At 60.0% G+C, this 23,989-nt stretch carries 23 protein-coding genes; 10 read left to right on the top strand and 13 right to left on the bottom strand.

Annotated elements, in window-relative coordinates; all coding sequences use genetic code 11:
* The first annotated feature begins 4 nt into the window (after positions 1 to 4).
* Positions 5 to 988 carry a DUF1852 domain-containing protein gene (locus LDO41_RS04410; RefSeq protein ID WP_223982481.1) on the top strand — a complete coding sequence of 328 codons (984 nt, stop codon included), beginning with the start codon at positions 5 to 7 and terminating at the stop codon, positions 986 to 988.
* Between the two features lie 27 nt (positions 989 to 1,015).
* Positions 1,016 to 2,041, top strand: a complete 1,026-nt coding sequence (locus tag LDO41_RS04405) for a methionine synthase (protein WP_223982478.1) — start codon at positions 1,016 to 1,018, stop codon at positions 2,039 to 2,041.
* 8 nt (positions 2,042 to 2,049) lie between these two features.
* Here the strand turns inward: LDO41_RS04405 and LDO41_RS04400 are convergent, their stop codons facing one another.
* The 4 genes from LDO41_RS04400 to LDO41_RS04385 all read right to left on the bottom strand — a co-directional run bounded on the left by LDO41_RS04400 (position 2,050) and on the right by LDO41_RS04385 (position 5,245).
* Positions 2,050 to 2,664 carry a DUF2239 family protein gene (locus tag LDO41_RS04400; protein WP_223982476.1) on the bottom strand — a complete coding sequence of 205 codons (615 nt, stop codon included), beginning with the start codon at positions 2,662 to 2,664 and terminating at the stop codon, positions 2,050 to 2,052.
* Between the two features lie 114 nt (positions 2,665 to 2,778).
* Positions 2,779 to 3,423, bottom strand: a complete 645-nt coding sequence (locus tag LDO41_RS04395; protein ID WP_223982474.1) for a ProQ/FinO family protein — start codon at positions 3,421 to 3,423, stop codon at positions 2,779 to 2,781.
* Positions 3,424 to 3,517: 94 nt separating this feature from the next.
* The gene (locus tag LDO41_RS04390; RefSeq protein ID WP_223982471.1) at positions 3,518 to 4,330 is read right to left on the bottom strand and encodes a class I SAM-dependent methyltransferase; all 813 of its coding nucleotides are present in this window, start codon (positions 4,328 to 4,330) and stop codon (positions 3,518 to 3,520) included.
* Between the two features lie 21 nt (positions 4,331 to 4,351).
* Complete coding sequence (locus LDO41_RS04385) at positions 4,352 to 5,245, bottom strand: alpha/beta fold hydrolase (protein ID WP_223982468.1); 894 nt, start codon at positions 5,243 to 5,245, stop codon at positions 4,352 to 4,354.
* Between the two features lie 166 nt (positions 5,246 to 5,411).
* Between LDO41_RS04385 and LDO41_RS04380 the strand changes: the two genes are divergently transcribed.
* Together LDO41_RS04380 and LDO41_RS04375 are read left to right on the top strand one after the other, a co-directional pair.
* Entirely contained in the window at positions 5,412 to 5,840 is a 429-nt protein-coding gene (locus LDO41_RS04380) for a TOBE domain-containing protein (protein WP_223982465.1), read from the top strand.
* A 180-nt stretch (positions 5,841 to 6,020) separates the two neighbouring features.
* A complete protein-coding gene (locus LDO41_RS04375; RefSeq protein WP_223982462.1) occupies positions 6,021 to 6,929 on the top strand; it encodes a LysR family transcriptional regulator in 909 nt (302 codons plus the stop codon).
* A gap of 88 nt (positions 6,930 to 7,017) precedes the next feature.
* On the opposite strand, the gene LDO41_RS04370 is transcribed toward LDO41_RS04375, so the two are convergent.
* The 5 genes from LDO41_RS04370 to LDO41_RS04350 form a co-directional block, all read right to left on the bottom strand.
* On the bottom strand, positions 7,018 to 8,220 hold the full coding sequence (locus LDO41_RS04370) for an NAD-dependent formate dehydrogenase (protein WP_223982459.1): 1,203 nt from the start codon (positions 8,218 to 8,220) through the stop codon (positions 7,018 to 7,020).
* A 154-nt stretch (positions 8,221 to 8,374) separates the two neighbouring features.
* Positions 8,375 to 8,677 (bottom strand): flagellar protein FliT, encoded by a 303-nt coding sequence (locus LDO41_RS04365; RefSeq protein ID WP_223982455.1) that lies wholly within the window; start codon positions 8,675 to 8,677, stop codon positions 8,375 to 8,377.
* A gap of 1 nt (position 8,678) precedes the next feature.
* The gene (gene fliD, locus LDO41_RS04360) at positions 8,679 to 10,127 is read right to left on the bottom strand and encodes a flagellar filament capping protein FliD (RefSeq protein WP_223982452.1); all 1,449 of its coding nucleotides are present in this window, start codon (positions 10,125 to 10,127) and stop codon (positions 8,679 to 8,681) included.
* Positions 10,128 to 10,343: 216 nt separating this feature from the next.
* Positions 10,344 to 11,597 (bottom strand): FAD-dependent oxidoreductase, encoded by a 1,254-nt coding sequence (locus LDO41_RS04355; RefSeq protein ID WP_223982449.1) that lies wholly within the window; start codon positions 11,595 to 11,597, stop codon positions 10,344 to 10,346.
* Entirely contained in the window at positions 11,594 to 12,223 is a 630-nt protein-coding gene (locus tag LDO41_RS04350; protein ID WP_223982446.1) for an FMN-dependent NADH-azoreductase, read from the bottom strand. Before LDO41_RS04350 ends, LDO41_RS04355 begins: the two co-directional genes overlap by 4 nt.
* Positions 12,224 to 12,345: 122 nt before the next feature.
* Here LDO41_RS04350 and LDO41_RS04345 point away from each other — a divergent pair, with 122 nt between their 5' ends.
* Positions 12,346 to 12,906 carry an RrF2 family transcriptional regulator gene (locus tag LDO41_RS04345; RefSeq protein ID WP_223982443.1) on the top strand — a complete coding sequence of 187 codons (561 nt, stop codon included), beginning with the start codon at positions 12,346 to 12,348 and terminating at the stop codon, positions 12,904 to 12,906.
* 23 nt (positions 12,907 to 12,929) lie between these two features.
* Here LDO41_RS04345 and LDO41_RS04340 read toward each other — a convergent pair whose 3' ends face one another.
* Positions 12,930 to 13,364: a carboxymuconolactone decarboxylase family protein gene (locus LDO41_RS04340; protein ID WP_223982439.1), complete on the bottom strand. Its 435-nt coding sequence runs from the start codon at positions 13,362 to 13,364 to the stop codon at positions 12,930 to 12,932.
* 120 nt (positions 13,365 to 13,484) lie between these two features.
* On the opposite strand from LDO41_RS04340, the gene pdxR (LDO41_RS04335) reads away from it, so the two are divergent.
* The 5 genes from pdxR (LDO41_RS04335) to LDO41_RS04315 all read left to right on the top strand — a co-directional run bounded on the left by pdxR (LDO41_RS04335) (position 13,485) and on the right by LDO41_RS04315 (position 21,440).
* On the top strand, positions 13,485 to 14,906 hold the full coding sequence (gene pdxR, locus LDO41_RS04335; protein ID WP_223982436.1) for a MocR-like pyridoxine biosynthesis transcription factor PdxR: 1,422 nt from the start codon (positions 13,485 to 13,487) through the stop codon (positions 14,904 to 14,906).
* Between the two features lie 118 nt (positions 14,907 to 15,024).
* Complete coding sequence (locus LDO41_RS04330; RefSeq protein ID WP_223982433.1) at positions 15,025 to 15,480, top strand: GNAT family N-acetyltransferase; 456 nt, start codon at positions 15,025 to 15,027, stop codon at positions 15,478 to 15,480.
* A 53-nt stretch (positions 15,481 to 15,533) separates the two neighbouring features.
* The gene (locus LDO41_RS04325) at positions 15,534 to 16,754 is read left to right on the top strand and encodes an efflux RND transporter periplasmic adaptor subunit (RefSeq protein ID WP_223982430.1); all 1,221 of its coding nucleotides are present in this window, start codon (positions 15,534 to 15,536) and stop codon (positions 16,752 to 16,754) included.
* 13 nt (positions 16,755 to 16,767) lie between these two features.
* Positions 16,768 to 19,944 carry an efflux RND transporter permease subunit gene (locus LDO41_RS04320; RefSeq protein ID WP_223982427.1) on the top strand — a complete coding sequence of 1,059 codons (3,177 nt, stop codon included), beginning with the start codon at positions 16,768 to 16,770 and terminating at the stop codon, positions 19,942 to 19,944.
* A 26-nt stretch (positions 19,945 to 19,970) separates the two neighbouring features.
* Positions 19,971 to 21,440, top strand: a complete 1,470-nt coding sequence (locus LDO41_RS04315) for an efflux transporter outer membrane subunit (protein ID WP_223982425.1) — start codon at positions 19,971 to 19,973, stop codon at positions 21,438 to 21,440.
* Between the two features lie 53 nt (positions 21,441 to 21,493).
* Here the strand turns inward: LDO41_RS04315 and pdxR (LDO41_RS04310) are convergent, their stop codons facing one another.
* The 3 genes from pdxR (LDO41_RS04310) to LDO41_RS04300 form a co-directional block, all read right to left on the bottom strand.
* Positions 21,494 to 22,927, bottom strand: coding sequence for a MocR-like pyridoxine biosynthesis transcription factor PdxR (gene pdxR / locus LDO41_RS04310; RefSeq protein ID WP_223982423.1), 1,434 nt, complete (start codon positions 22,925 to 22,927; stop codon positions 21,494 to 21,496).
* 104 nt (positions 22,928 to 23,031) lie between these two features.
* Entirely contained in the window at positions 23,032 to 23,547 is a 516-nt protein-coding gene (locus LDO41_RS04305) for an RrF2 family transcriptional regulator (RefSeq protein ID WP_223982420.1), read from the bottom strand.
* A gap of 93 nt (positions 23,548 to 23,640) precedes the next feature.
* On the bottom strand, positions 23,641 to 23,989 hold a 349-nt coding region (locus tag LDO41_RS04300; protein ID WP_223982418.1), incomplete at its 5' end, for a TonB-dependent receptor domain-containing protein.

Below are 23,989 nucleotides of genomic sequence, written 5' to 3'. Positions count from 1 at the left end.
CACCATGAGCAACGACTTCACCTTCAGCATCAAGAGTATTTGTTTTGATGAGAACTACCAACCATCTGACAATACGCGCATAACGACCAATTTTGCCAACCTGGCACGTGGAAAGCGTCGTCAGGACAATTTGCGCAATACGCTGAGGATGATTGACAACCGCTTCAATAGTCTCGCGCATTGGGACAATCCAACCGGAGATCGCTACTCTGTCGAACTCGAAATCATTTCGGTGGATATGAATATCGAGGCCAAGGATGGCGGCGATGTGTTTCCGCTGATCGAGATCCTGAAGACAAACATCATCGACAGGAAGACCGGCGAACGCATCGATGGCATTGCGGGAAACAATTTCTCGTCCTACGTACGCGATTACGATTTCAGCGTGTTGCTGCCCGAGTATAACCAGAACAAATCCACGTTCAGTGTCCCGGAGAACTTCGGCGATTTGCATGGCAAGCTATTCAAGCACTTTGTGAACTCAAGTGCTTACAAAGAGCGTTTTGGTAAGCCGCCCGTTATCTGCATCAGCGCCTCGAGCAGCAAGACCTACCATCGCACCGAGAATCATCACCCGATCCTGGGCGTCGAATACGAGCAGAACGAGCTCTCGTCGACCGATCAATATTTCGAAAAAATGGGGTTGCAGGTTCGATTTTTTATGCCACCGAACAGTGTTGCGCCTCTGGCTTTTTACTTCCTTGGCGATCTGCTTGGTGACTACACCAATCTTGAGCTTATCGGCACCATCAGCACGATGGAGACGTTCCAGAGAATCTACCGACCCGAAATCTACAATGCCAATTCCGCGGCAGGAAAACACTATCAGCCGAGCCTGAAGAATCAGGATTATTCCTTGACGCAGATTGTCTATGACCGAGTTGAACGCGGTGAACTGGCTGCCAAGCAGGGGAAATTCACGGAAGAGCATTTCATCAAGCCGTACAAGAACACGCTCGAACGGTGGGCTGATAGTTACGCGCTCTAATCAACCATAAAATACGGAGTCATGTTTATGAAAAAATTGTTGCCTACGTCCACCGCCGGTAGCTTGCCGAAACCTTCCTGGCTTGCACAACCCGAGAAACTCTGGTCGCCATGGAAACTTCAAGACGGCGAGTTGGTTGAGGGCAAACATGATGCTTTGCGTCTGTCGCTGCAAGAACAGCAGCACGCTGGCATTGACATTGTCAGTGACGGTGAGCAGACGCGACAGCATTTCGTCACGACGTTTATCGAGCACCTCAGTGGGGTGGATTTCGAGAAGCGCGAGACCGTCCGAATCCGCGATCGCTATGACGCGAGCGTACCGACCGTCGTTGGCGCGGTGAGCCGCCCAAAGCCTGTGTTTGTCGAGGACGCCAAGTTTCTGCGCCAGCAAACCAGGCAGCCCATCAAATGGGCCCTGCCCGGCCCCATGACGATGATCGATACGCTCTATGACAACCACTACAAGAGCCGCGAGAAGCTAGCCTGGGAATTCGCCAAGATCCTCAATCAGGAAGCCAGGGAATTGGAAGCGGCTGGCGTTGACATCATCCAATTCGATGAGCCAGCGTTCAACGTTTTCTTCGACGAGGTGAATGACTGGGGCATCGCGACCCTGGAGCGGGCAATCGAAGGCCTCAAGTGCGAAACCGCCGTACACATTTGCTATGGCTACGGCATCAAGGCCAATACCGATTGGAAGGAGACCCTGGGGTCCGAGTGGCGCCAGTATGAAGAGTCGTTCCCCAAGCTTCAGAAATCCAGCATCGATATTGTCTCGCTGGAGTGCCACAACTCCCACGTTCCGATGGATCTGATCGAACTCATTCGTGGCAAGAAAGTCATGGTGGGGGCCATCGATGTGGCAAACCATACCATCGAGACACCAGAGGAAGTGGCAAATACCCTGCGGAAAGCGCTTCGGTTCGTCGATGCCGACAAGCTCTACCCTTCCACCAACTGTGGCATGGCGCCCTTACCTCGCCGAGTCGCCAGAGGCAAGCTGAATGCGCTGAGCGCAGGCGCAGCAATCATCCGCGGGGAACTTGGGTAAAGCGCGACTCATGGCCCGTCGCCGAAGCCGAGCGCGAACCCATGGTCGCGGATGTCGGCGGGCCAGCCAGCAATCAGTTCGCCGAAACACGTGCGATCGTCCGCAAACAACGCGCGCGCCGCTTCCTCGAAGCTGGGTAGATCGCCGGCTATCGCGGACATGAAATGATATGCACGCTCGTGCGCGGCGCGGCGACTGTCACGTTGGGCATTCGCGCGACGCGCGTCTTCGACGAGCTTGCGGAGCGCTACCGATGCACCGCCAGGCTGCGTTGCGAGCCAATCCCAATGGCGCGGCAACAGCGTGACTTCGCGCGCTACGACGCCCAACTTCGGACGCCCCCTGCCGCGTGTCTCTTGCTGCGTGCCTGCGCCGTCGGCTTCGTCCGCGGGCTGCGCATCGGAGGCCACTGGCGTGAAGCGCGCGATGACCTCGTCGTCAGCGCCGCGTGTGTCGATATCGATCGAGCGTCCGGTCGCGTTGTCGAAAACCAGTATCGGCCCCGCGGCGCCCTCTCCTGTCGCATGCTTGACCGCTAGCGCGACGGCTGCGAGCGTGCCGGACGCGATGCGTCGGTGTCCATCAAAGGCAATGTGGGATGGAAGTGCGGAAAGGGGATTCATGGCGATCGGACGGGTAGCGAAGTCGCCAATTTATACCCGGATAAAATTGATGTCAATATTACCCGGGTATAAATTTATCGGTACTTCGTCCGGCCAATGCCGACGCGGGATCGTTCAGGCGCTAGCGTCCGTTTCCGGTCGCGGCTGCTCGATCGGCGGGATCACTGCCGCTGCCGGATCGGTGGCGGCTTGCGCGGGCGCCTTGTTCTTCGCCGGTACGTGCCTTGGGCGACCCGACAGCAACTGTTTGCTACGGCGAGCGTCGGCTTCGGTGACGACGCCGGCAGGTTGCCCTGCCAAATCCAAGCGCTGGGCGCCTTCCGTCAGCGAAGACCAATAGCGGGAGCCACGGCACCACGTACGAATGGCGTCGCGCAACTCGGCCTCGGTCAGGCCCAGCTCCGTGGCATGCGTCAGCACGTCCTCGAAAATGCCGATCTTGAGCGGCACCTTCGGTGCGGGATTCTTGGGAAAGGCCACCGGGAAGCGCTTCTGCAGCTTGCCGAACGTACGCACCACCGGGTCGACCGGGTTGGCGGGTTTCGCGGCCTTGGCGGCATTTTCCCGCGTGACGTTGGGTTTCGCGCCCTTGCCGCTGTTTTCGCCCCTGACTCCCTTCTCGCCCTTGACGCCCTTGACGCCCGTTTCGCCCTTCGGGGCAGGTGCGCGACGGGACGGACGAGGCGCGTTTGCCCGCGCCTCATTCTTCGCCTGCTCGGTGAGTTTTGCTTTCAGTGCTGCCAGTTGTTCGAAGCCCATTGCCTTAAACCATATGAATATCGCGGGACTATAGCAGGCCGGCGTGTCGCTTGTCGGGGTGCGCTGGTGTCAATGTGAAACAGCCACCTCTTGACTATCCAGTCGCCACGATAACAAGCGCCTGAATCCTGCCGGCTACCGGGCCTTCGCCGTGGCGGTTGGCGATCGCCATCGTCGCTCGGTCGATCGCGACCTGAAGCAAGCCGGCGTCGCGCGCCTCGATGTCGTTGCGCAGTGGGGTTCCAAGGCAATAGGCAGTGGCGACGTCGCGTGCCGAGTTCGCTCGGCTCACCTTCTCATGCGTCTCGATCTCGATATCGCTGAACCCTGCACGGCTCAATTCTTCTCGTATCAGTGCGATGTCGTGATATCCGTGCGGCGTGCGAGCAAGGAATCTCGGAGGATCGTGGGGAAACATCGTGGCGACCGCATTGGTGACGTCATCGGCAAAGACGTTCTCTTCGATGCGGTCCCAGACATTGAAAATAAAGCGCCCTCGTGGCCTCAGCGTGCGACGTGCTTCGGTGTAGGCCACAGTCCGGTTGGGAAAAAACATTGCACCGAACTGGCAGCAGACGACATCAAATGACGCATCGTCGAACGGCAGGTCGAGCGCGTCTGCCTGCCGCCATTCGATGCGCCTGTCTGCTCCCTGCCTGCTGGACGCATAGTTGAGCATCGGCAAGTTGAGGTCGGTCACCACGTAGCGCGCGCCAGCGCTGAGCCTTGGCGCAAGCGCCCGCGTGACCACGCCGCTGCCAGCCGCGGTCTCGAGCACCGAGTCGGGCGAGGAAACCGCGACGAGTTCTGCCAGGTCGGCCGCATAGGCCTCGAAGATCAGGGGCGCCAACAGCGTGTCGTAGAACTTCGGGATCGAGCCTGCAAACACGGCATCGCGCCTAGTCATGATCGCCCTTCGCCGCTATCCTCAGCGACTCACCTTACGGTCCAGAAATTCGCGGATCAGCGGTGCCATGACGTCCAGCTTTTCCTCTAGCGCGAAGTGTCCGCTGTCGAGAAGATGCAGTTCCGCATCGGGCAGATCGCGTAGGTATGGATGGGCCCCCGGTTCCGGAAAGATCTTGTCGTTCTTGCCCCAGACGATCAGCGTCGGCGGCTTGCGCTCGCGGAAGAAGGCCTGGAATTGCGGGTACAGCGGGACGTTCGTTCCGTAGTCACGAAAAAGGTCGAGCTGGATATCGCGGTTGCCGGGGCGGTCAAGCAGCGCCTGATCGACGATCCAGTTATCGGGGCTGATGCGCGAAAGGTCGCCCATGCCATCGGTGTACTGGAATTTCGTCGTCTCGAGCGTCACGAGCCATTCCAGCGCCTGCCGCCGCGCCGGGGTATCTTCCGCCCAGTACGCTTTGATGGGATCCCAGAAGGCTTCCAACCCTTCCGTGTAGGCGTTGCCATTCTGGACGATCAGCGCCTGTACGCGCTCGGGGTGCGCAATGGCAAGCCGGTAACCGACCGGCGCACCATAGTCCATGACGTACATGCTGTAACGGCTCGCACCGAGCTTGACCGTGAGCTTGTCGATGATATCGGCGTAATGCGCAAAGCTATAGGCAAAGCTGGCTCGATCGGGCGAGCCGCTCTGGCCAAAGCCGGGGTAATCGGGCGCGATCACGCGATAGCCATCGGCAAGAAGGGGAATCAGGTTCCGGAACATATGCGATGACGTCGGAAACCCGTGCAACAGCAGTACGACCGGCGCATTGGCCGGCCCCGCTTCACGGTAGAAGACGTCAACGCCATCGATCGAGGCAGTTCTGTAATGCACAACCGGAATGGCCGGCGCAGTCGAAACATGTTGCATACGAGTTCCTCCCAGGAAGGCTCTGAATAGAGCCTAACGACTCTAGCATGCGTAATTTTGGTACGTACTTCCGCAGTACTGCCATCTGGAGTCACGACTTGCCAGGCGTTGCGCATCAAGTCAGACTGTCAGCCCAGCACAGTGGATGATCGAAAGGATTTTTGAAATGAAGACCAGCGCACGTAATCAGTTTTCCGGTGTTGTCGGCCAGGTCACCGCAGGCGCCGTCAATGACGAGGTCACGATCAACATCGATGGCGGCGCGCAAATCGTCGCGACCGTTATCCATGACAGTGCCGCGCGACTGGGTCTGAAGGCGGGCGCCAAGGCCGTTGCACTGGTGAAGGCCACCTCGGTCATCGTTATGGTGGACGCCGACGCCAGCAAGGTTTCCGCGCGCAACTTCATCGACGGCAAGGTCAGCGCACTCACGAAGGGTGCCGTCAATTCGGATGTCACGATCACCAGCGCCAGCGGCCTGGCGGTGTCCGCCATCATCACGAACTCGAGCGTGGACCGTCTCGGACTGGCCGTTGGTGCGCCGGCTGCCGCCCTGTTCAAGGCCTCGAGCGTCATCGTCGGTATCGACGGCTGACCTCCCAGCCGCGCCGACAGACCGGGGACAACGAAGCCCCCTGCTCTGTCGGCGCCTCAACTTCCCCCAAATCGCCTGCGACGCTACTATCTGCGTTATATTCCGCTGTACACATCGGTATCGACATCGGCATTTTCAACTGATGGTCTGCGATGAATCGGAATACGCGGAGGAGTTCGCATGTTTATGCGGCAACTGACGTACATGGTGGCGCTGGCGAAGGAGCGGCATTTCGGACGTGCGGCGGCAGCCTGCAACGTGTCCCAGCCGGCATTGTCCGGGGCGCTGCGCAGCATCGAGGAAGAACTGGGCATTGTCATTGTCCAGCGTGGGCATCGTTTCGAAGGCTTCACCGAGGATGGCGAACGCGTACTGGTCTGGGCCAGACGCGTGCTCGCGGATTGCGAAAACCTGCGGCAGGACGTCCGTACGAATCATGAGGACCCGGCCGGGGTGCTGCGCATGGGCGCGATTCCGGCGTCGTTGCCGCTGGTCCCAATGCTGACGCAGAGCTGTCTGTCGCGCTATCCGCGGATGCGGCATGAGGTGTACACGCTGTCGGCCGCCGAGATTCTGCGCAAGATCGGCAATTTCGAACTGGATATCGGTATCAGCTACCTCGACGACGAGCGTCTTGGTGGCTTTTTGACCTTGCCCATCTTCCAGGAGCGATACGTGTTGGTAGCCACCGATGCGAGCATGTTCGATGGTGCGACTTCCATCTCCTGGGGGGATGCCGCAAAACTACCCCTGTGCTTGTTCACCGGCTCGCTGCAATGCCGGCGCGGTATCGACATGGCCTTTGCGGCGGCCGGCGCCATGGCGACGCCGCTGGTCGAGACCGACTCGATGACCGCGCTGTATGCGCACGTCAGGCGTGCCGGGCTGTTCAGCATCCTGCCGCACAGCGTGTTGTGCCTGACCGAAGTTTCGGAACGCCTGCATTCCATTCCCATGTCTCCGCGCCTGGAGCGGCAGATCGGGTTGGTCTACCGCGATCAGCATCCAGCGGGACCCATCATGAGCGCGGCCATGCGGAGCTTCCGCGAGCTCGATATTCAGCGTTCGGTCGATAACCTCATGGCCTGAAGGCGCGCGTGACGGGATCGCGCTGCAGACCTCATTGGATCAGCAGCGCCACCATCTATCTACGCACGCGGACCAATGCCCAGCGCGCCTATTGCTTCTTGTATCGCGCGGCTTCCTCCGATCCCTTGGTGGCATTGCCGGCGCTGTACGAGTGCGCGCCGACGCCTGCCAGTTCGCCCTTTTGCACGATCAGGTACTCATTGCGAATCGGGCGTCCTTCGAAATAGCACTCGAGAATTTCGCGCGTGCCTGCCGCGTAACGCGCTTGCGCCGACAGGCTGGTGCCCGAGATGTGCGGCGTCATGCCATGGTGCGGCATGGAACGCCACGGATGGTCCGCCGGCGCCGGTTGCGGGAACCACACGTCGCCGGCATAGCCTGCCAGTTGTCCGCTCTCCAGCGCCGCGGCGATCGCGTCGCGGTCGCACAGCTTGCCGCGCGCCGTGTTGATGAGGTAAGCGCCACGCTTGAAGCCCTTCAGCGTGTCGGCATTGATCATGTGCTCGGTTTCGGGATGCAGCGGGCAATTGAGGGTCACCACATCGCAGACCTTCGACAGGCTCGCGAGGTTCGTGTGGTGGGTGAGGTTCAGCTCCTGCTCGACCGATTCAGGCAAACGGTGCCGATCCATATAGTGCAACCCGACGCCAAACGGCTTGAGCAAGCGCAACACGCGAAGGCCAATCCGGCCGGCTGCGACCGTGCCCACCTGCATGCCTTCCAGATCGTAGGAGCGCGCCACGCAATCGGCGATGTTCCAGCCGCCCTTCATCACCCAGTTGTACGACGGGATGTAGTTGCGAACGAGCCCGAGGATCATCATGAGCACGTGCTCGGCAACGCTGTTGCTGTTGCAGTAGGTCACCTCGGCCACCGTAATGCCACGCTCCATCGCGGCCTGGAGGTCGGTATGGTCCGACCCGATACCGGCGGTGACGATCATCTTCAGCTTGGGCGCCCTGGCGATGCGCTCCGCGGTCATATAGGCGGGCCAGAACGGCTGCGAGATGACAATCTCCGCGTCGTGCAGCTCGCGGTCCAGCACGCTGTTCGCACCATCCTTGCTCGATGTGACCACGAGCTGGTGCCCATTCCCCTCGAGATACTTGCGCAGCCCCAGCTCCCCGGAAACGCTGCCGAGCAACGTGCCCGGGACGAAGTCGATGTAGCGCGGCGTGGGTAGCGTCTGTCCGTCGGGATAACGCTCCAGATGCGGCAGGTCATCGCGCGCATACGTCTTGGGATATCCGGTTACGGGGTCGTCATAGAGCACACAAACGATCTTTGCCATGCTGTCTCCTTGTTATGGATGGTGAAGCGGATGACGTCATACAAAGTGCATACATCGATCCGCTTGCGTTGCATGGTGGTACATCGCCTATGACTCTTGCCAATCGTTTGATTCGATGCGTTGATAAGGGTGACTTATCAACTGGCATCGCATATCACGACTTAGGCAGAGCTACGCCCGCACTCCTTAGCGCTGTGTCAAGAATCGCAAGGCGCTGTGTCGCCAGTCCCTGAACTTGCGAATCCAGTTCGAAAATACGCGCTAGCAACTCCGAGCGCTGCACGCGCTCAGCGTCGTCAGCCGGCGGCTCATTGGCATGCAATTTGAGTTGCGCTTCTTCTTGCGCGTAGCGATGTCGCAGCGGCTCGAGCGCGTCCCACTGCTGCGATCGAGTGGCGTGCAACATTCGTTTCAGAATGCGCTCCAATTTTTCGAAACTCATAACGACGTTCGACATATTACGATTTGCCATTATTCATGGCGGCAAACTGCTGCTGGAGATAGCTCGTCGTTTGCTTCATGCGGGCAACGATCAGGTCCAGATTCGTGAACTGAGTTTGATATCGCTGGATCGTGTCGTCGATACGCTGCTGCATCGCCTCCCCGCTATCGTTCAGGTCCTTGATTTTCCTGGTGAGACCATCCTGAGCAACCTTCAGCGAGCCGTTTGTGTCCTCGATGCGTTTGACATAACTTGATATCGCATTTCCAAGTCCGCCACCTTCCGTAACGCCGCTGAACAACGCGGACATTCCCTTGATTCCATTGCCACTGATGGCTGCATCCAGCTTCTTATCGTCGATACTCAGTTTTCCAAAATTCTGCCCGGAACCCGAATTGTTCATGTTGAACGTGATACCGAAGTCGGTCAGCGACACATTGCCGTTTTTCCCGTCTGGAAACAGACCAGACAGCATCTTGCGAAGGCTCGTCTGGATGTCCCGCATGGTGCTGTCGCCATTCAAAGGCTGCGAGGAAGATTTGTCACCCAGCTTTACACCTTCGGTACTGAAGGCGGTCAGCTCGGATGCTTTTGTCAGGAGTGCGTTGTAGGCGGATACGAACGACTGCACCGCACTCTCTATTGCGGCATCATCCTGGGTCACCGACATGGATGTGGTACCCAATTGCGATAAGGTCAGTGTGACGCCCTGGATCGCATCGGTCAGCACGTTGCTCTGACTTGTGATCGCGGTTCCGTTGATGTCGAGCATCGCATCGGATGCCCTGACCTTCTCTTCCATCCCGCTCGGCTGCGTTGTCAGCGAAGGATCGAAACCCACGACACCTGCAACATTCGCATCGCTGGCACTGATACGCATCTGGGACTTGGTACCCGTCGCCGACGATGTCAGAACAAGGCGATACGGCGTGTTGCTGCCATCGTTGACGATGCTCGCCGTGACGCCAACGTCCGCCTTGTTGATGGCATCACGGATCCCCTGCAGCGAGCTATCGCTGCCGAGCGAGATGGTCTTGGTGCTGGTGGGAGTGCCGCCCGTCGCCAGGTCCGCACCAAAATCGATGGTGATCGTTCCGCCGCTGATCGTCGCCTTTTGATCGGCAACCTGCTTCGACACGAGCGATTGTGCTGCGGCCAGCTTCGTAACGTTGATCGCATAACTTCCACGCACGGCATCCGGCCCGGCAACAGCGCTCAAGACCGAGCTGTTCGCGATGGATGCCTTCACCGTCTGGAGCGTCTTCGGATTGGCCAGGTTTTGCGCCGTGGCCTGAAAGGCGTCGAGGAGATTCTGGATGATCCCGAAAGCGGAGAATTTGCTGTTGGTTTTCTCTAGCTCGGCAGCGATTGGTTTTAACGCCGCCGCTTCGTTCGCTTCAATCTTTTCCAGAAGATCCTTCAGATCGAGGCCAGAGCCTACCCCTATATTTGAAATGGCTACCATTCTATAATGTCCCTGTTACGTCGAAATTGCGGGTATTTTTTGCTTCCGCGCGCTGCGATAAAGCGCATACCTATCCACGCGTACTTGTCCCGGTCTACGCATTTATCCTACAGTGCGATTAGCGACGTGTTTAGAGCCAAGATATAGAAATTGGATTAGTCCAAGAATTGCAGGTGGCTATACGGAACGACCATTCCACGATATAAACACCGTGACCTATCGAAAGAGCCACCGTGCGGCTTCTTGCGCTGCTTTGATGGCGCTAGCGGCCGCGGCGTCGGCGATCATGCCCTCGCTACCCACCCAATCTCCCGCGACGAACAGGCCAGCGGCACCCGGTACCTTGACGTCCGCACGAGGGCGGTCGAATCGCGGCAACGCATTTGACACCACCATGCCGCGCAGTTTCTGTCGCGTCACCTCCAGTTCGCGCCAACCCGGCATGACGAGATCGGCGACGGCTTCCAGCTCTTCAACCGCGTTGGCCGATGGTTCTTCATCGATTTTCAGGTACCTGGCGATGTGAACGAGCGCCCCACCTTGCGGCGCCAGTTTTGCCGAACCGGAATGCACAGAAAGGTAGTACGGCGTGTCGATACCAAGGGCAAAATCGCTGGCGCCTTGCGGCATCCGGCTTAATCCAAGATCGAGCGTGTTCGCACGCGCCGCGCACGCTTCCCTCGCCTCATCCTGCAATGCCAAGATTTCCGGGACCAGCATCGCTGCCTCTCGTGGACCCACCGCCAGAATCACCGCATCGGTGAACCGCCTCTCGCCGTCACCGAAGGCGATCTCCAGGCGTTCATCAGCGTAGCCGACCTCCTTGACCGCCGCCCTCTCCCGGAGGGTGACCCCCATGTCTCGCGCGGTCTCGACTAGCCCGTTCACCAGCGTTATCCACCCCCCATCGAGATACATGGTTCCACCAGATGCCAGACGGATCTGGTCCAGCAGCGCGTTGGCGGATACCGTGTCCGGTGCGTTGACATAGCTAGATAGTCGCGCCACCGCTTCTACCGTGGCGCGAACCATTGGCGTCAACCGACCCGCGTCCAGCCAATCGGCAAAGGAGCCGACGCCCACGGCGCCATCCATAACCGATTTGACTACCAACGCGTAGTCGAACTTCTCTCGAATACCGAGAAGTGAGGTCTTCATGATCGAGCCGAATGCAGTCGGTAGATCATGAAGTTTTCCGCCCGCCATGGCCTTTCGAGGACCAGTTAGCGAACGTCCGCCGGAATAGCGGATTCCCAGGCGGTCGAGCTCGCGCTTCAATGCGCCCTGGCAGTACAACGCATGCGGGCCCCGATTGAACAGGAATCCGTCGACGTTCCTCGTCCTGGCTCGCCCACCGAACTCGCCCGCGGCTTCCCAGACCGCGACTTCCACGTTCTGTCTGGCTAGCTCGATCGCCGCGAGTAGACCCGCGAGGCCCCCGCCTACGATGTCAACACGCCGCCTGATCATGCTCGCTCTTTGAAAGGAAAGATCGTTGTGTCGATCGATGCGACCAAGACACCGCGATCCGCTTCCAACTTTTCGCTATCCAGAAATGCAGTCGCTTGCAATGGGAAAAACTGTAGTGACTTCAACCCTATGCAACCGAGTGCCGCACGCAGGTATGGCGTCAGGAAATCCGGTTGCTTCGCACACTCTCCTGTAAACACACCACCGGATGCGATGCCGATATAGACGGGCTTATCCTCGAGCAGACCCACCTTCTCGCCGCTTGGGACGATCCCGATCGTCCGCCCTACACGCAGGATCTGATCGATCCACGCCTTCAGGACCGAAGGCACCGTGAAGTTGTTCATCGGGGTGCCGATGACGAGCGTGTCTGCCGCTTCGACCTCTCTGATAAGCCGCTCGGACAGCGTCGTGGCGGCACTCGCGAGCTCTGGTGTCAGGGCGCGTGGCGCGGATAAGGTCTCCGCATAGTCGGCCTCCGCGTGCGGCAGCGGATTCCTCCCCAAGTCGCAGTGGGTGACGGATGCATTGGGGTGATCTTTCAGCAACCGCGCCACGATCTCGGCGGATAGCTTCCTGCTTTGTGAGTTCTCTCTTGGGCTGCAGTCGATATGCAGAATTTTCATGGCAACTCCTTTGTCGTGTTGTTCGGCGATCTCGGGGGTGCCCCCCTGCCAGAAACGCCGCTTGCAATCTGTAACGCACCCTTATAGAGTCCGTGTTATGACGTTATGGAACTGTTCGTGTTATGGCCTACATCGGCACCGGCGTTGAGTACGCCCTGCATTGCCTTCTCTGGCTCGTTGCCCCGTTGGAGCAGCGGCCAAGCAGTCGGGACCTGGCGGACATGCAAGGCGTACCGCCATCATTCGTAGCGAAGATCTTCCCGAAGCTCGAGAAGGCCGGAATCGTCGAGGCAAGCGGCGGGATTCGCGGTGGATACCGTCTTGCCCGGCCCGCCGAGGACATCAGCGTCCTCGATGTCGTGGATGCGGTTGAAGGTCCAAAGGCATTGTTCGATTGTCAGGAGGTCAGGGGCCGATGCGCGCTCTTTGGCACCTCGCCCCCTAAGTGGGCGAACCGAGGGGTCTGTGGCATTCACGCTGTGATGCTGAACGCCGAGAAAGTGTTGCGAGAGGAGTTGGCAAAAACAACCCTCGCCTCGCTCTCCGCAGGGGTCCTCGGCAAAGGCATGCCCTCGGGCTTTATGAATCAAGCGCAGATCTGGTTCGCCGAGCGCCAGACGGCCCGTGAAGATGCACGCATGGTCGGGGTTCGCTCTCGCGCAACAACACGTGAGAGCGATTGAATGAGCCCCCACCAGGGCGCGGCCTATTGACGCATCCCCACTGCCAGACGATTGAACGCGCTCATCAATGCGATGCCGAACGTGAGATCCGAGATCTCGACGTCGCTGAAGTGTTGCGCGAGGGGATTGAAATCTTCGTCGGGCGCATTGGTCTGGTCGACACGCGTCAACGCGTCCGTCCACGCCAGCGCAGTGCGTTCGCGTTCGGTGAAATGCTCCGATACACGCCATCCGGCGAGGCTATCGAGCTTGGCATCCGGCATGCCACCTGTTCGAAGCGCCTTTGCATGCAGCTCCAGACAGAAGGCGCAACCGTTGATCTGCGACATGCGCAGCCAGACCAGCTCGAGCAACTGCTTGCCGAGGGTGCTTTTCTCCAGCGCCGCCTTCGTGGCGCCGAAGCCCCGATAGGCTTCGGGCGAGAGGGTACTGTAGGGCAGACGTTTAGGTGTACTCATGAAAGATCTCCGAAGAAGGTTGGACCGTGAGTTTTTCGCTTTCGCACTGGACCTGATCTTGGCGGAGTCATGACTCACAGGACAGGTGCAAGAATTGAATGAATCAGTGGGACATTACTCATGGACCTGCACGACCTGAATCTGCACCGAGGCCAAGGTGCGCCGATCTACCTCCAGCTATATCAACGCTACAGAGAGGCCATCGAAGGAGGTAAGCTCCAGCCAGGCGATCGAGTGCCGTCCGTGCGCAGCCTGGCGAGTGAGTTGAGCCTCGCGTGCGGCACCGTGGAGATGGCGTACCAGATGCTGGTCAGCGAAGGCTATTTCATCGCGCGCGGTGCCGCTGGCACCGTGGTTTCTCCGCGGCTCGTGAAGTTGAACGAGTCCCCCAGCGCCAAAGCGAGTTGCCCTGACGCAGATGCGTCCCGGCTTGCGAACTCCGTTGGAGAGGCCCTGCCTTTTCAACTCGGGCTGCCCGCTCTGGATGCGTTCCCCAGGAAGACGTGGGCACGCATGGCGGGTCGTACTCTGCGTACCTTGGAGACGATCGCCATGACCTATCCCAATCCGGCTGGGTATGAGCCGCTGCGACGGGCCATTGCGACGTACCTTGGCATTTCCCGCGGCATCACATGCACCCATGAGCAGGTGTTCGTCACCGCGGGTTACCGAGGCGCGCTTGAACTCGTCTGCCGCGCACTCCTGCAGCCTGGTGACGTCGGCTGGTATGAGGATCCGGGGTACATGCTGGCGCGTCAGTTTCTGGAGCATGCTGGCGTGCGGCTGATGCCAGTGCCGGTCGATGAAGAAGGACTGAAGGTCAGCGAGGGCCTCCGACAGGCCAGGCACGCACGCTTCGCTGTGGTCACCCCCACGCATCAAAGCCCCATGGGCATGGCGCTGTCATTACCGCGAAGGCTGGAATTACTGGATTGGGCGGTCCGCAGCAATGGATGGATCATCGAGGACGACTATGACAGCGAATTTCGCTACATGGGCCGCCCGTTGCCCGCGCTGAAGAGCCTCGATCGCGACGGCCGCGTGCTCTACACCGGCACTTTCAGCAAGGTGTTGTTCCCTGGATTACGCATCGCATATCTGGTCGTACCCGCGAGTCAAGTTGGCAGGTTCAGAGATGCCGTAGAGATCTTTCCCGGCCCCGGCTCGATCTTTCCTCAGGCGACGATCGCGGATTTCATGGAGCAAGGACATTTCTCCAGGCACCTGCATAAAATGCGCTCCCTTTACGCGGAACGCAGAGATCATCTGGTCGACGCATTGACCCAGATCAGCGGGGACCGACTGCAAGTTCAGCCACAGGCTGGAGGTATCCACGTTCTGGCGCATCTGACCACGCGGCAGAACGACCTTCTGATTGCCGGCGCCGCGGCCTCCCGGGGGCTAGCTGTCCAGCCCCTGAGTCATTGGAGAATGCGCGCGGCGCCGCAAGGTGGTTTGCTAATGGGCTTCGCCAATTTCGCGACGCCGCAGGAAGCTGCCGCGGCAGTGAAAGAACTCAATGCGGTATTGCATGAGCACTGAGCGGTTTTCGAAATGCCCCTGAGTCAAGCTATGGTCTAGTCATTCCGTCATTTCTTGGCTCTACGCGTGTGACATCTTCCTCGGTACCTTTTAGGCTTCTCACCTTCAGGTACCCATCATGCGCGATTCGATTTCGTTCCAGCATCTCGAAACACCTGCGGAATTGCAGCAGGGATTCCAGGTCATGAGGGAGCTACGCCCTCACCTGTATGACGAGCAAGGTTTTGTCAAACAGCTCACACGTCAACAGGAACAGTCCTACCGCCTTCTCGCGGCAATCATGGATGGTGAGGTCGTTGGCCTCGCGGGCTATCGCCTCACGGAGAACCTCCTCTATGGAAAGTTCATCTACGTTGACGATCTCGTTATTACGGCCCAGCTACGCGGATCCAAGGTAGGCGGCGCTCTGCTCGCCGAGGTGCGCGCCCAGGCCATCGCGCGGGGTTGCAACATGTTCGTGCTCGACACCGGCCTTCATATGGCGCACGCACAGCGTTTCTACTTCCGGCAAGGCCTCCTTGCACGCGGCATGCATTTTGTCGAGCCGTTGCAAACGGTGGATGGCATCGCCTAGTACGCAACCTAGGACGCAAATCAGATCCGAGCCCGATCTCAGGAATATAAGAAATGAACGATAGAACCGTAAAACAGATCCACGCAACCGTTGGCGCATTAAAAAATCCACGCTATATCGCTCCGGCCCTCGTGGCGGTTGCCCTGTCGCTGTCCGCGTGCAAGGAGAACGGCAGCGCGACGACCGCCGCGGCGCCGCCGAGCGTCGAGGTCGCCAAGGTCCTGATGAAGGAAGTCGTCCAGTGGGATGAGTTCAACGGTCGAGTCAGCGCGGTAGAAAGTGTCGAGCTTCGTGCGCGGGTCACGGGTCATATCGTGAGTACGTCTTTCAAGGAAGGCGGTACGGTCCGCAAGGGGGACGTCCTGTTCCAGCTCGACGAGCGCCCTTTTCGCGCGGTACTGGATGCGGCCACGGCGCAACTCGAGCGCGCCCGTGCGCTGGCGCAGAACGCACAGCTGCAGGATCGCCGCGCGCAGACGTTGATGGAAGCCCGCGCAATGTCCGTCGAAGAACAGGAGTCCCGCCGTGCCAATCGTGCTCAAAGCGAGGCGGATGTCCGCGCGGCCGAAGCCGCAGTGGCCACTGCACGGCTGAACCTCGAGTTTGCGACCGTGCGTTCGCCGATCAACGGCCGTGCAAGCAGAGCCTTCCTGACGTCCGGCAACCTGGTCGTGGCAGATCAATCGGTGTTGACATCCGTGGTGTCGCAGGACCCGGTCTACGTCTACTTCGATCCCGATGAGCACAGTTATCTCAGCTATCGAACCGGCAAGGGACTTGGCGATCGAGGCTCGGCGAACTTCGTTGCTCACGTTGGCTTGGCCAGCGAGACCGGCTTTCCGCACGAGGGCGTCGTGGAGTTTATGGACAATCAGCTCGATCCTGCGACCGGCACCATCCGCGCGCGCGCCGTCGTGCGCAATCCAGATCAGGCGCTGACGCCCGGCCTGTATGCACGCGTCCGGTTCGCGCCAGGCGGAGCCGCCATGGCCACCCTGCTCGATGAACGGGCAGTACTTACCGATCAGGACCGCAAGTACGTGTACGTGCTGAGCAAGGACAACAAGGCTGTGCGGCGTGACGTGGAGTTGGGACGCACGGCGGAGGGGCTGCGCATCGTCAAGGCAGGACTCGAAGCCAACGATCGAGTTCTTGTTTCTGGCCTGCAGCGCGTGTTTTTCTCCGGCGCGCCCGTTTCCGCGACAGAGGTACCCATGACGCGCCAGGCCGCCACGTTGGCCAAACATGACGCCGCGGCGCCCGCAACAAACTGAAGGCAAGCTGGTAATGGATTTCTCAAAATTCTTTATCGACAGGCCAATCTTCGCGATTGTGTTGTCGATCATCATTTTCGCGGGTGGTCTGATCGCCATTCCCCTGCTGCCCTCCGGCGAGTATCCGGAAGTCGTTCCGCCTACGGTGATCGTGCAGGCAACGTACCCTGGAGCGAATCCCAAGGAGATCGCAGAATCGGTCGCCACACCACTGGAAGAAGCAATCAATGGTGTCGAGGGCATCATGTACATGAAGTCCGTATCGGCTTCGAACGGCAACCTGCAGGTCGTGGTGACGTTCCTTCCGGGCATCGATCCGGATACCGCTGCGGTGCGCGTACAGAATCGCGTGAGTCAGGCCCTCAGCCGTCTACCGGATCAAGTGCGCCAGTTTGGCGTCACGACGCAGAAGCAGTCCCCCACGCCATTGATGTACGTGGCGCTGTACTCGCCGGACAATCGTTACGACTCGCTCTATCTGCGCAACTACCTGATCCTGCATGTCAAGGATGAACTGTCCCGCCTCCAGGGCATTGGCGACGTGGGCGTATTCGGCTCGGGCGACTATGCGATGCGCATATGGCTCGATCCAAACAAACTCGCGACACGCGGCCTGACCGCGAAGGACGCGATCGAGGCCGTGCGAGGACAGAACGTTCAGGTCTCGGCTGGTCAATTGGGCTCCGAGCCATCGCCGCAGGCGACGGAATTCCTGACCTCCATCAGCGTGCGAGGCCGCCTGACCTCGGAAGCGGAATTCGCCAACATTGTCGTCAAGAACGGCGCGGACGGGCAATTGGTCCGGCTGTCTGATGTCGGGCGTGTCGAGCTGGCCGCTGCCGACTACAGCATGCGTGTGTTGAACGACAACAAGAACGCGGCAAACATCGGGATCTTCCTCTCGCCGGGTGCCAACGCGCTGGGCGTCGCCAGCGACGTGTACAAAAAGCTGGACCAGCTGTCGAAGAATTTCCCGGAGGGCGTCACCTACCGAGCGGTCTGGGATCCGACGGTCTTCGTGCGGGATTCGATCAAGGCCGTGGAGCACACCCTCATCGAGGCCGTGATCCTCGTGGTGCTTGTGGTCATTCTGTTCCTTCAGACCTGGCGCGCATCGATCATTCCCCTGCTCGCGGTTCCGGTATCCGTGATCGGTACGTTCGCATTCCTTTATCTGCTGGGATACTCGATCAATACCCTGACTCTGTTCGGGCTGGTGCTGGCGATCGGTATCGTCGTCGATGATGCGATCGTCGTCGTGGAGAACGTCGAGCGGTACATCGAAACGGGATTGAGTCCGCGCGATGCGGCGCATCGGGCCATGCGTGAAGTGTCCGGTCCGATTATCGCCATTGCGCTGGTACTGTGCGCGGTCTTCGTACCGATGGCATTCCTGAGCGGTGTCACTGGCCAGTTCTACAAGCAGTTCGCCGTAACGATTGCCATCTCTACGGTGATCTCCGCGATCAACTCGCTGACGCTGTCCCCAGCACTCGCTGCCAAGCTCCTGCGCAGTCACGATGCACCCAAGGATGTTCTCGGTCGCCTGATGGAGCGGACCTGCGGCTGGATCTTCGCCCCATTCAATCGCTTCTTCCATCGCAGTTCCATCAGCTATGAACGTGGCGTTGGCCGAATCCTTGGGCGGCGTGGCGCAGTGTTTCTGGTCTACGCGGCATTGCTCGGTGCCACGACTTTTCTGTTCCACGAAGTGCCCGGTGGATTCATTCCGAACCAGGACAAGCTGTATCTGTTCGGTGGGGCAAAGCTGCCGGAGGGTGCATCGCTGTCCCGCACGGACGCGATCACGCGCCGGATGGGGGAGATCGCCTCGAAGGTCGATGGCGTGGACACGATTCCCGCCTATGTTGGCCTGAATGCGCTCCAGTCAACCAACACGCCGAACGTCTCCGCGTCGTACATCATCCTCAAGCCGTTTGACGAGCGTAGTCGCCCTGCCACGGAGATCGTTGCAGAGCTGAACGAGAAATTCTCCACGATCAAGGAAGGCTTTGCCTACGCGCTATTGCCACCCCCGATCCAAGGCCTCGGCAATGGGTCCGGATATTCGTTGTATCTGAAGGATCGGGCGGGCCTCGGCTACGGGGCGTTACAGGATGCGCTCAGCAAGTTCCAGGCGGCGGTCGCTCAGACGCCCGGCATGACTTATCCCGTCAGCGCCTATCAGGCGAATATTCCGCAGCTCGAGGTCAAGGTCGATCGGGATAAGGCGCGGGCCCAAGGCGTGGCGCTGCCGGATGTCTTCGAGACGCTGCAAACCTATCTCGGTTCCATCTACATCAACGACTTCAATATGTTCGGCCGTGTCTATCGCGTGATGTTGCAAGCGGACAGCGAGTTTCGGCAGAAAGCGGAGGACATTGGCAATCTGCGCGTACGGAACGCGAGCGGCCAAATGGTGCCGATCAGCGCCATGACGACGATCAGGCAGACCTATGGCCCGGATCCTGTGGTTCGCTATAACGGCTTCCCGGCAGCCGATCTGATTGGCGATGCGGATCCTCGCGTACTGTCGTCCGCGCAAACGATCGAAAAATTGACCGAGATTGCCGAACGCGTTCTGCCACCCGGTATCGAACTCGAATGGACCGATCTGAGCTACCAGCAGGTGACGCAAAGCCACGCCGCGGCGATCGTCTTCCCGTTGGCGGTGTTGCTGGCCTTCCTTGTGCTCGCGGCGCTGTATGAAAGCTGGACATTGCCGCTGGCAGTCATCCTGATTGTTCCGATGTGCATGTGCTCGGCATTGCTGGGCGTCTGGATGACCGGGGGCGACAACAACATCTTCGTACAGATCGGTCTGGTCGTCCTCATGGGGCTGGCCTGCAAGAATGCCATCCTGATCGTGGAGTTTGCACGTGAGCTGGAAATACAAGGCAAAGGCATCGTGGAGTCGGCGCTGGAAGCATGTCGCCTGCGTCTGCGGCCCATCGTGATGACTTCCCTGGCGTTTATTGCCGGGTCCGTGCCACTGGTGATCAGCGCCGGTGCCGGCAGTGAAGTCCGCCAGGCAACGGGTATCACGGTCTTCGCGGGCATGCTCGGGGTGACGATGTTCGGCCTGTTCCTGACACCGGTGTTCTATGTGGCGTTGCGCCTTCTGGCAACCCGCGGGCAGCGTCGTGAGGCGAAGCAGCATCAAGCGAAGACCATCACTTCGGCCGAATGATAACCAGATCGCACGAGAGAATGATCATGATTGCCCAACCGACCAATCCATTGCCTCGCTTGGCCACGCTGGCCACAGCGATGGTGCTGGCGGGCTGCTCACTGGCACCGACGTACAACGTGCCAGACACCGTCACCACGGCGACCTTCAAGGAAGCCGAAGCAGCGCAGGCGGAAGGCGTGGAGTGGAAAACCGCAACGCCAGCCGATGGCCACTCCCGCGGTGAGTGGTGGAGAATCTTTGGCGACGATGAACTCAGCCGCCTCATCGAGGCCGCCAACTCGAGCAACCAGGATCTTGCGGCCGCTGCCGCGCGAGTGAGGCAGGCACGCGCGTTCACCGGCGCGACCGAGTCTGATCTCTATCCGCAGTTGAGTGTCGGAGTGGATCCCACCCGTACGCAGTACTCCAGCGCCTCCGTGGCCTATCTCGGCGGCAGTATGCCTCCCGTTCAGACGCTTATTCGCGCGCGAGCCATTGCCAGCTACGAGCTCGACCTGTTCGGACGTGTGGCCAGTAGCGTCAATGCCGCGCGAGCGAATGACCAGGCCGCGCAGAATCTGTTTCAATCGGTGCAACTGGCGTTGCAGGCCGACGTGGCACAGGCGTATTTCCAGTTGCGCACGCTTGACGGCGATCGGGAGATCCTCAACTCGACCATCAGGTTACGTGAGGATGCCCTGACGCTCCTGCGAATGCGCTACCAGGCCGGCGAGACGACCGATTTCGATCCCGCGCGTGCCGAAGCCGAGCTCGGCACCGCCCGCGCGGATCTGGCGGCCACGGAGCGTCGTCGCGCCAATCAGGAGCACGCGCTCGCCGTGCTGACCGGCCTGCCTCCGTCGGCGTTCACGCTTGGTGCGAAGCGGCTCGACGTCAGGCCACTGTCCGTGCCGCCCGGGATGCCATCCGAGTTGCTCGAACGCCGTCCAGACATCGCGCAGGCCGAACGACAGATGGCCGCCGCCAATGCGCGCATCGGTGTCGCCCGCGCAGCGTTCTTCCCGCGCATTTCACTTTCCGCCTTCTTTGGCTTTGAATCGAGCAACTTCGCGGATCTGTTCAAGTACTCGTCGCGCGCATGGGCAATGGGCCCACTGCTTGGCTCGACCATTGCGCAGACGGTATTCGACGGTGGGCGCAACAGCGCGAATCTGGCGGGGGCGCGCGCCTCGCATGAGGAGTCGGTCGCCGCCTATCGTCAGACGGTATTGACGGCATTCCGCGAAGTCGAGGACAGCCTGGCCGACGTGCGCTGGCTGAGCCAGCAAAGCACCGCACTGGATGGCGCCATTGCCGGCGCCAGGCGCGCGCAACGCATCTCGCGTAGTCGCTACGATGCGGGCGCGACCGACTACCTTACCGTGATTGATGCCGATCGCACGGTACTGCAATCGGAACGCGAGGCCAACACCGTGGCAGGCCTGCGTGCATCGGCCACGGTATCGCTCGTGCGTAGCCTCGGCGGTGGCTGGGGGGACGCGTCACAGCCGTAACGGCTTCATGGTAGCCGTCCACTCCGTGCGCTACCTTACGACCTCACCCGATATCAAGCAGGGTGAGGTCTTTTTTTTATCAATGAAAGAAGCTTTCCGCAATCGTCATCGATCGTTCTATCCAGCACGTTTGCGACGCCGAGCAACAGGCCCGAGCGCGAAGTCGTGCGGTCCACAAACCAAGGCGACAGCGGGACGGGACCGAGCCCGAGGGCTTCCGCGTCGATGGCAAGGCGCTCATCATCCGCCTGATCGGGAAGAGGCAGCAGAACAGCTAAACCGGCTGCCTCAGCTGTGGTGACCCCGCACCGCTTGAGCGCTTGCAACAGGGACTGTCTTCGCTGCACGTAAAGATTCCGCATCCGACGCAGGTGCCGCAAGTAATGGCCTTCGTTCAGAAACCTTGCGAGGGCAAGCTGGATAGCCACGTTCGGGGAACTCCCCAACCACGTCGCTATCTCCACCATCCGGGGGGCAAGTGACAGCGGGGCAACCACAAAGCCTACGCCAAGAGCCGGGCTGATCGTTTTACTTAACGAGCCGATGTGGATCACGCGGTCTGCCCCACGGCCCGCCGCCAGCGCCTGAACGGGCCGTCGCGACAGACTGAGATCGGCAAGGTAGTCGTCTTCGACAACCCAGGATCCCGCCTCTGCGGCCCATCGAAGCAACTCACCCCGTCTTTGTAAGGACATGACTACACCACTGGGCGCCTGTTGGCCCGGGGTAACGATCGCGAGCGATGCATCGGGCGCGAGCAACTGCGCGCACTGAACGTCAAGCCCTGCGATATCCACCGGCACAGCAATCGGCTCCATCTCTGACAGCGCCAGCGCAAGCCGGGTTGCCGGGTATCCGGGGTCTTCCACCCACGCTTGCTTTCCGGCACCGCCAATCGCGCGCAGCGCAAGCGCAAGCCCTCCCCGGAACCCCGCCGTCACCATGATCTGTTCGGGCGAGCATTGAATTCCGCGGCCAATGGCAAGGTGTGAGGCAAGCGCTTCGCGGAGCTGAGACGATCCCCGGGGGTCGGTGTGACTGGTCTTCGTCGAGGCCTCGGGGACGGCCTGCCGATGCAACCGGCACAGCAGCGCGCCGGGAAACGCATCGTGTGCGGGGACGCCCATCTGGAATGGAAGCGCTTGGTGCGAGCTATAGGGAAAGTGTTGCGGTACGAGGCTTTCGCGCGCTTCATTGCCGGGCGCGGTAAAGAACGGCGGCAACGGGTCGACCACCCGTGTGCCGGCGGCCCCCGCTGTCATGAGGATATCTCGATCGACCAGACGGTCATACGCGGCTTTCACCGTACCGCGCGCAACACCTAGCTGGACGGCCAGGTCGCGGCAAGAGGGAACTCTGCCACCGGGAGCCAGAGAGCCTTCGACAATTGCTCCTTCTATATGCCGCGAGATCTGATCGACGAGTGACACAGCACTGACGTGATCCAGCTTCAATTCACCCGTCTTCCACACCGTCGGCTTCCCCATATGCTACGAGCGTCCTTCAAGATCATGTTGCGGAAGGGGGAGCTTATCGACCAGCCGGGCGGTCGTTGAGGTGCAAGATCAATGATCTTGACTAGGGCATGTCATCACTGCCGATTGGATGTCCGATCCGACAGCCACTGCGCAACCTCTGGTCCGTACGTGGGAGAAGCCTTGGCGCTGATGCGAAGCGCGAGATCGGTCACCGTGTGTTTTTTCATTTCCGCACGCATGCCCTTCTCCGTCGATTGCATGACGTCTTGAATCGCGCATGCGCCGCGGGCCGCCCATGCGGGAACCCTGTCGCCAAAGATGGCGCAGCGACGGTGAATCTCCTGCCCGTCAAAGATTGGCTTTTCGCCATCGATGGCGACCACAACGTCATGGACCGTGATGCGATTCCCGGCTCGCGCGAGCCTGAATCCGCCTTTGATGCCCTCGGTGGCGCATACGAGGTCGGCTTTGGCGAGCTTTGTAAATATCTTGGCGAGATATTCGTTCGGGATCCCTTGAAGTTCTGCCAGATCCCGTACGCTCACATCCTCCACGGAAAAATCCCGGGATCGCGTTAGATGTATCAAGCAATGCAGTGCATATTCGACACCCGTGCTGATGTAAGACATATAAAGCCAAGATGGAATCGACTGTTCAGGAGTGTAGCGGCGAACGTTTGGTCAGGTTAGAGCCAAGAATCATCAAAGGACATGGTTCATCTCTCAGAACTTGTACTTGACGCCCGCGTACACCGCGCGGCCGTTGCCCGGGTAGTACAGCGCCGTGTTGGTGGCTGTGCGCAGGTCCGCGACCGTGCTCACGTCGCTGATATAGCGGCGGTTGGACAGGTTGCGGGCGTCAACGAACAAGGTCACGCCGCGCGCGCGGCCTTCCAGTTCGTAGCTCGCCTGCACGCCGAACAGCACGTATGCCGGCACCTTCTGTGTGTTGGCATAGTCCACGTACGCGCCGGTGGGCACCCAGTCGATCGTGCCCGCCACGCGCAGCCGCTGATGCCGGCTGTACGCCAGCGTGGTGCGCAGCACGTGCCGCGGTACACCGGCGATGCGG

The sequence above is a fragment of the Cupriavidus pampae genome (assembly GCF_914271485.1).
In the GTDB taxonomy this organism is placed as follows: domain Bacteria; phylum Pseudomonadota; class Gammaproteobacteria; order Burkholderiales; family Burkholderiaceae; genus Cupriavidus; species Cupriavidus pampae.
The sequence above is the reverse complement of the archived record's forward strand: the minus strand, read 5'-3'. Positions and strand labels throughout refer to the sequence as shown.

Coding starts and splice junctions, on each gene's coding strand:
- LDO41_RS04410 (WP_223982481.1), top strand. CDS start 5: ATGAGCAACGACTTCACCTTCAGCATCAAGAGTATTTGTTTTGATGAG.
- LDO41_RS04405 (WP_223982478.1), top strand. CDS start 1,016: ATGAAAAAATTGTTGCCTACGTCCACCGCCGGTAGCTTGCCGAAACCT.
- LDO41_RS04400 (WP_223982476.1), bottom strand. CDS start 2,664: ATGAATCCCCTTTCCGCACTTCCATCCCACATTGCCTTTGATGGACAC.
- LDO41_RS04395 (WP_223982474.1), bottom strand. CDS start 3,423: ATGGGCTTCGAACAACTGGCAGCACTGAAAGCAAAACTCACCGAGCAG.
- LDO41_RS04390 (WP_223982471.1), bottom strand. CDS start 4,330: ATGACTAGGCGCGATGCCGTGTTTGCAGGCTCGATCCCGAAGTTCTAC.
- LDO41_RS04385 (WP_223982468.1), bottom strand. CDS start 5,245: ATGCAACATGTTTCGACTGCGCCGGCCATTCCGGTTGTGCATTACAGA.
- LDO41_RS04380 (WP_223982465.1), top strand. CDS start 5,412: ATGAAGACCAGCGCACGTAATCAGTTTTCCGGTGTTGTCGGCCAGGTC.
- LDO41_RS04375 (WP_223982462.1), top strand. CDS start 6,021: ATGTTTATGCGGCAACTGACGTACATGGTGGCGCTGGCGAAGGAGCGG.
- LDO41_RS04370 (WP_223982459.1), bottom strand. CDS start 8,220: ATGGCAAAGATCGTTTGTGTGCTCTATGACGACCCCGTAACCGGATAT.
- LDO41_RS04365 (WP_223982455.1), bottom strand. CDS start 8,677: ATGTCGAACGTCGTTATGAGTTTCGAAAAATTGGAGCGCATTCTGAAA.
- fliD (WP_223982452.1), bottom strand. CDS start 10,127: ATGGTAGCCATTTCAAATATAGGGGTAGGCTCTGGCCTCGATCTGAAG.
- LDO41_RS04355 (WP_223982449.1), bottom strand. CDS start 11,597: ATGATCAGGCGGCGTGTTGACATCGTAGGCGGGGGCCTCGCGGGTCTA.
- LDO41_RS04350 (WP_223982446.1), bottom strand. CDS start 12,223: ATGAAAATTCTGCATATCGACTGCAGCCCAAGAGAGAACTCACAAAGC.
- LDO41_RS04345 (WP_223982443.1), top strand. CDS start 12,346: ATGGCCTACATCGGCACCGGCGTTGAGTACGCCCTGCATTGCCTTCTC.
- LDO41_RS04340 (WP_223982439.1), bottom strand. CDS start 13,364: ATGAGTACACCTAAACGTCTGCCCTACAGTACCCTCTCGCCCGAAGCC.
- pdxR (WP_223982436.1), top strand. CDS start 13,485: ATGGACCTGCACGACCTGAATCTGCACCGAGGCCAAGGTGCGCCGATC.
- LDO41_RS04330 (WP_223982433.1), top strand. CDS start 15,025: ATGCGCGATTCGATTTCGTTCCAGCATCTCGAAACACCTGCGGAATTG.
- LDO41_RS04325 (WP_223982430.1), top strand. CDS start 15,534: ATGAACGATAGAACCGTAAAACAGATCCACGCAACCGTTGGCGCATTA.
- LDO41_RS04320 (WP_223982427.1), top strand. CDS start 16,768: ATGGATTTCTCAAAATTCTTTATCGACAGGCCAATCTTCGCGATTGTG.
- LDO41_RS04315 (WP_223982425.1), top strand. CDS start 19,971: ATGATTGCCCAACCGACCAATCCATTGCCTCGCTTGGCCACGCTGGCC.
- pdxR (WP_223982423.1), bottom strand. CDS start 22,927: ATGGGGAAGCCGACGGTGTGGAAGACGGGTGAATTGAAGCTGGATCAC.
- LDO41_RS04305 (WP_223982420.1), bottom strand. CDS start 23,547: ATGTCTTACATCAGCACGGGTGTCGAATATGCACTGCATTGCTTGATA.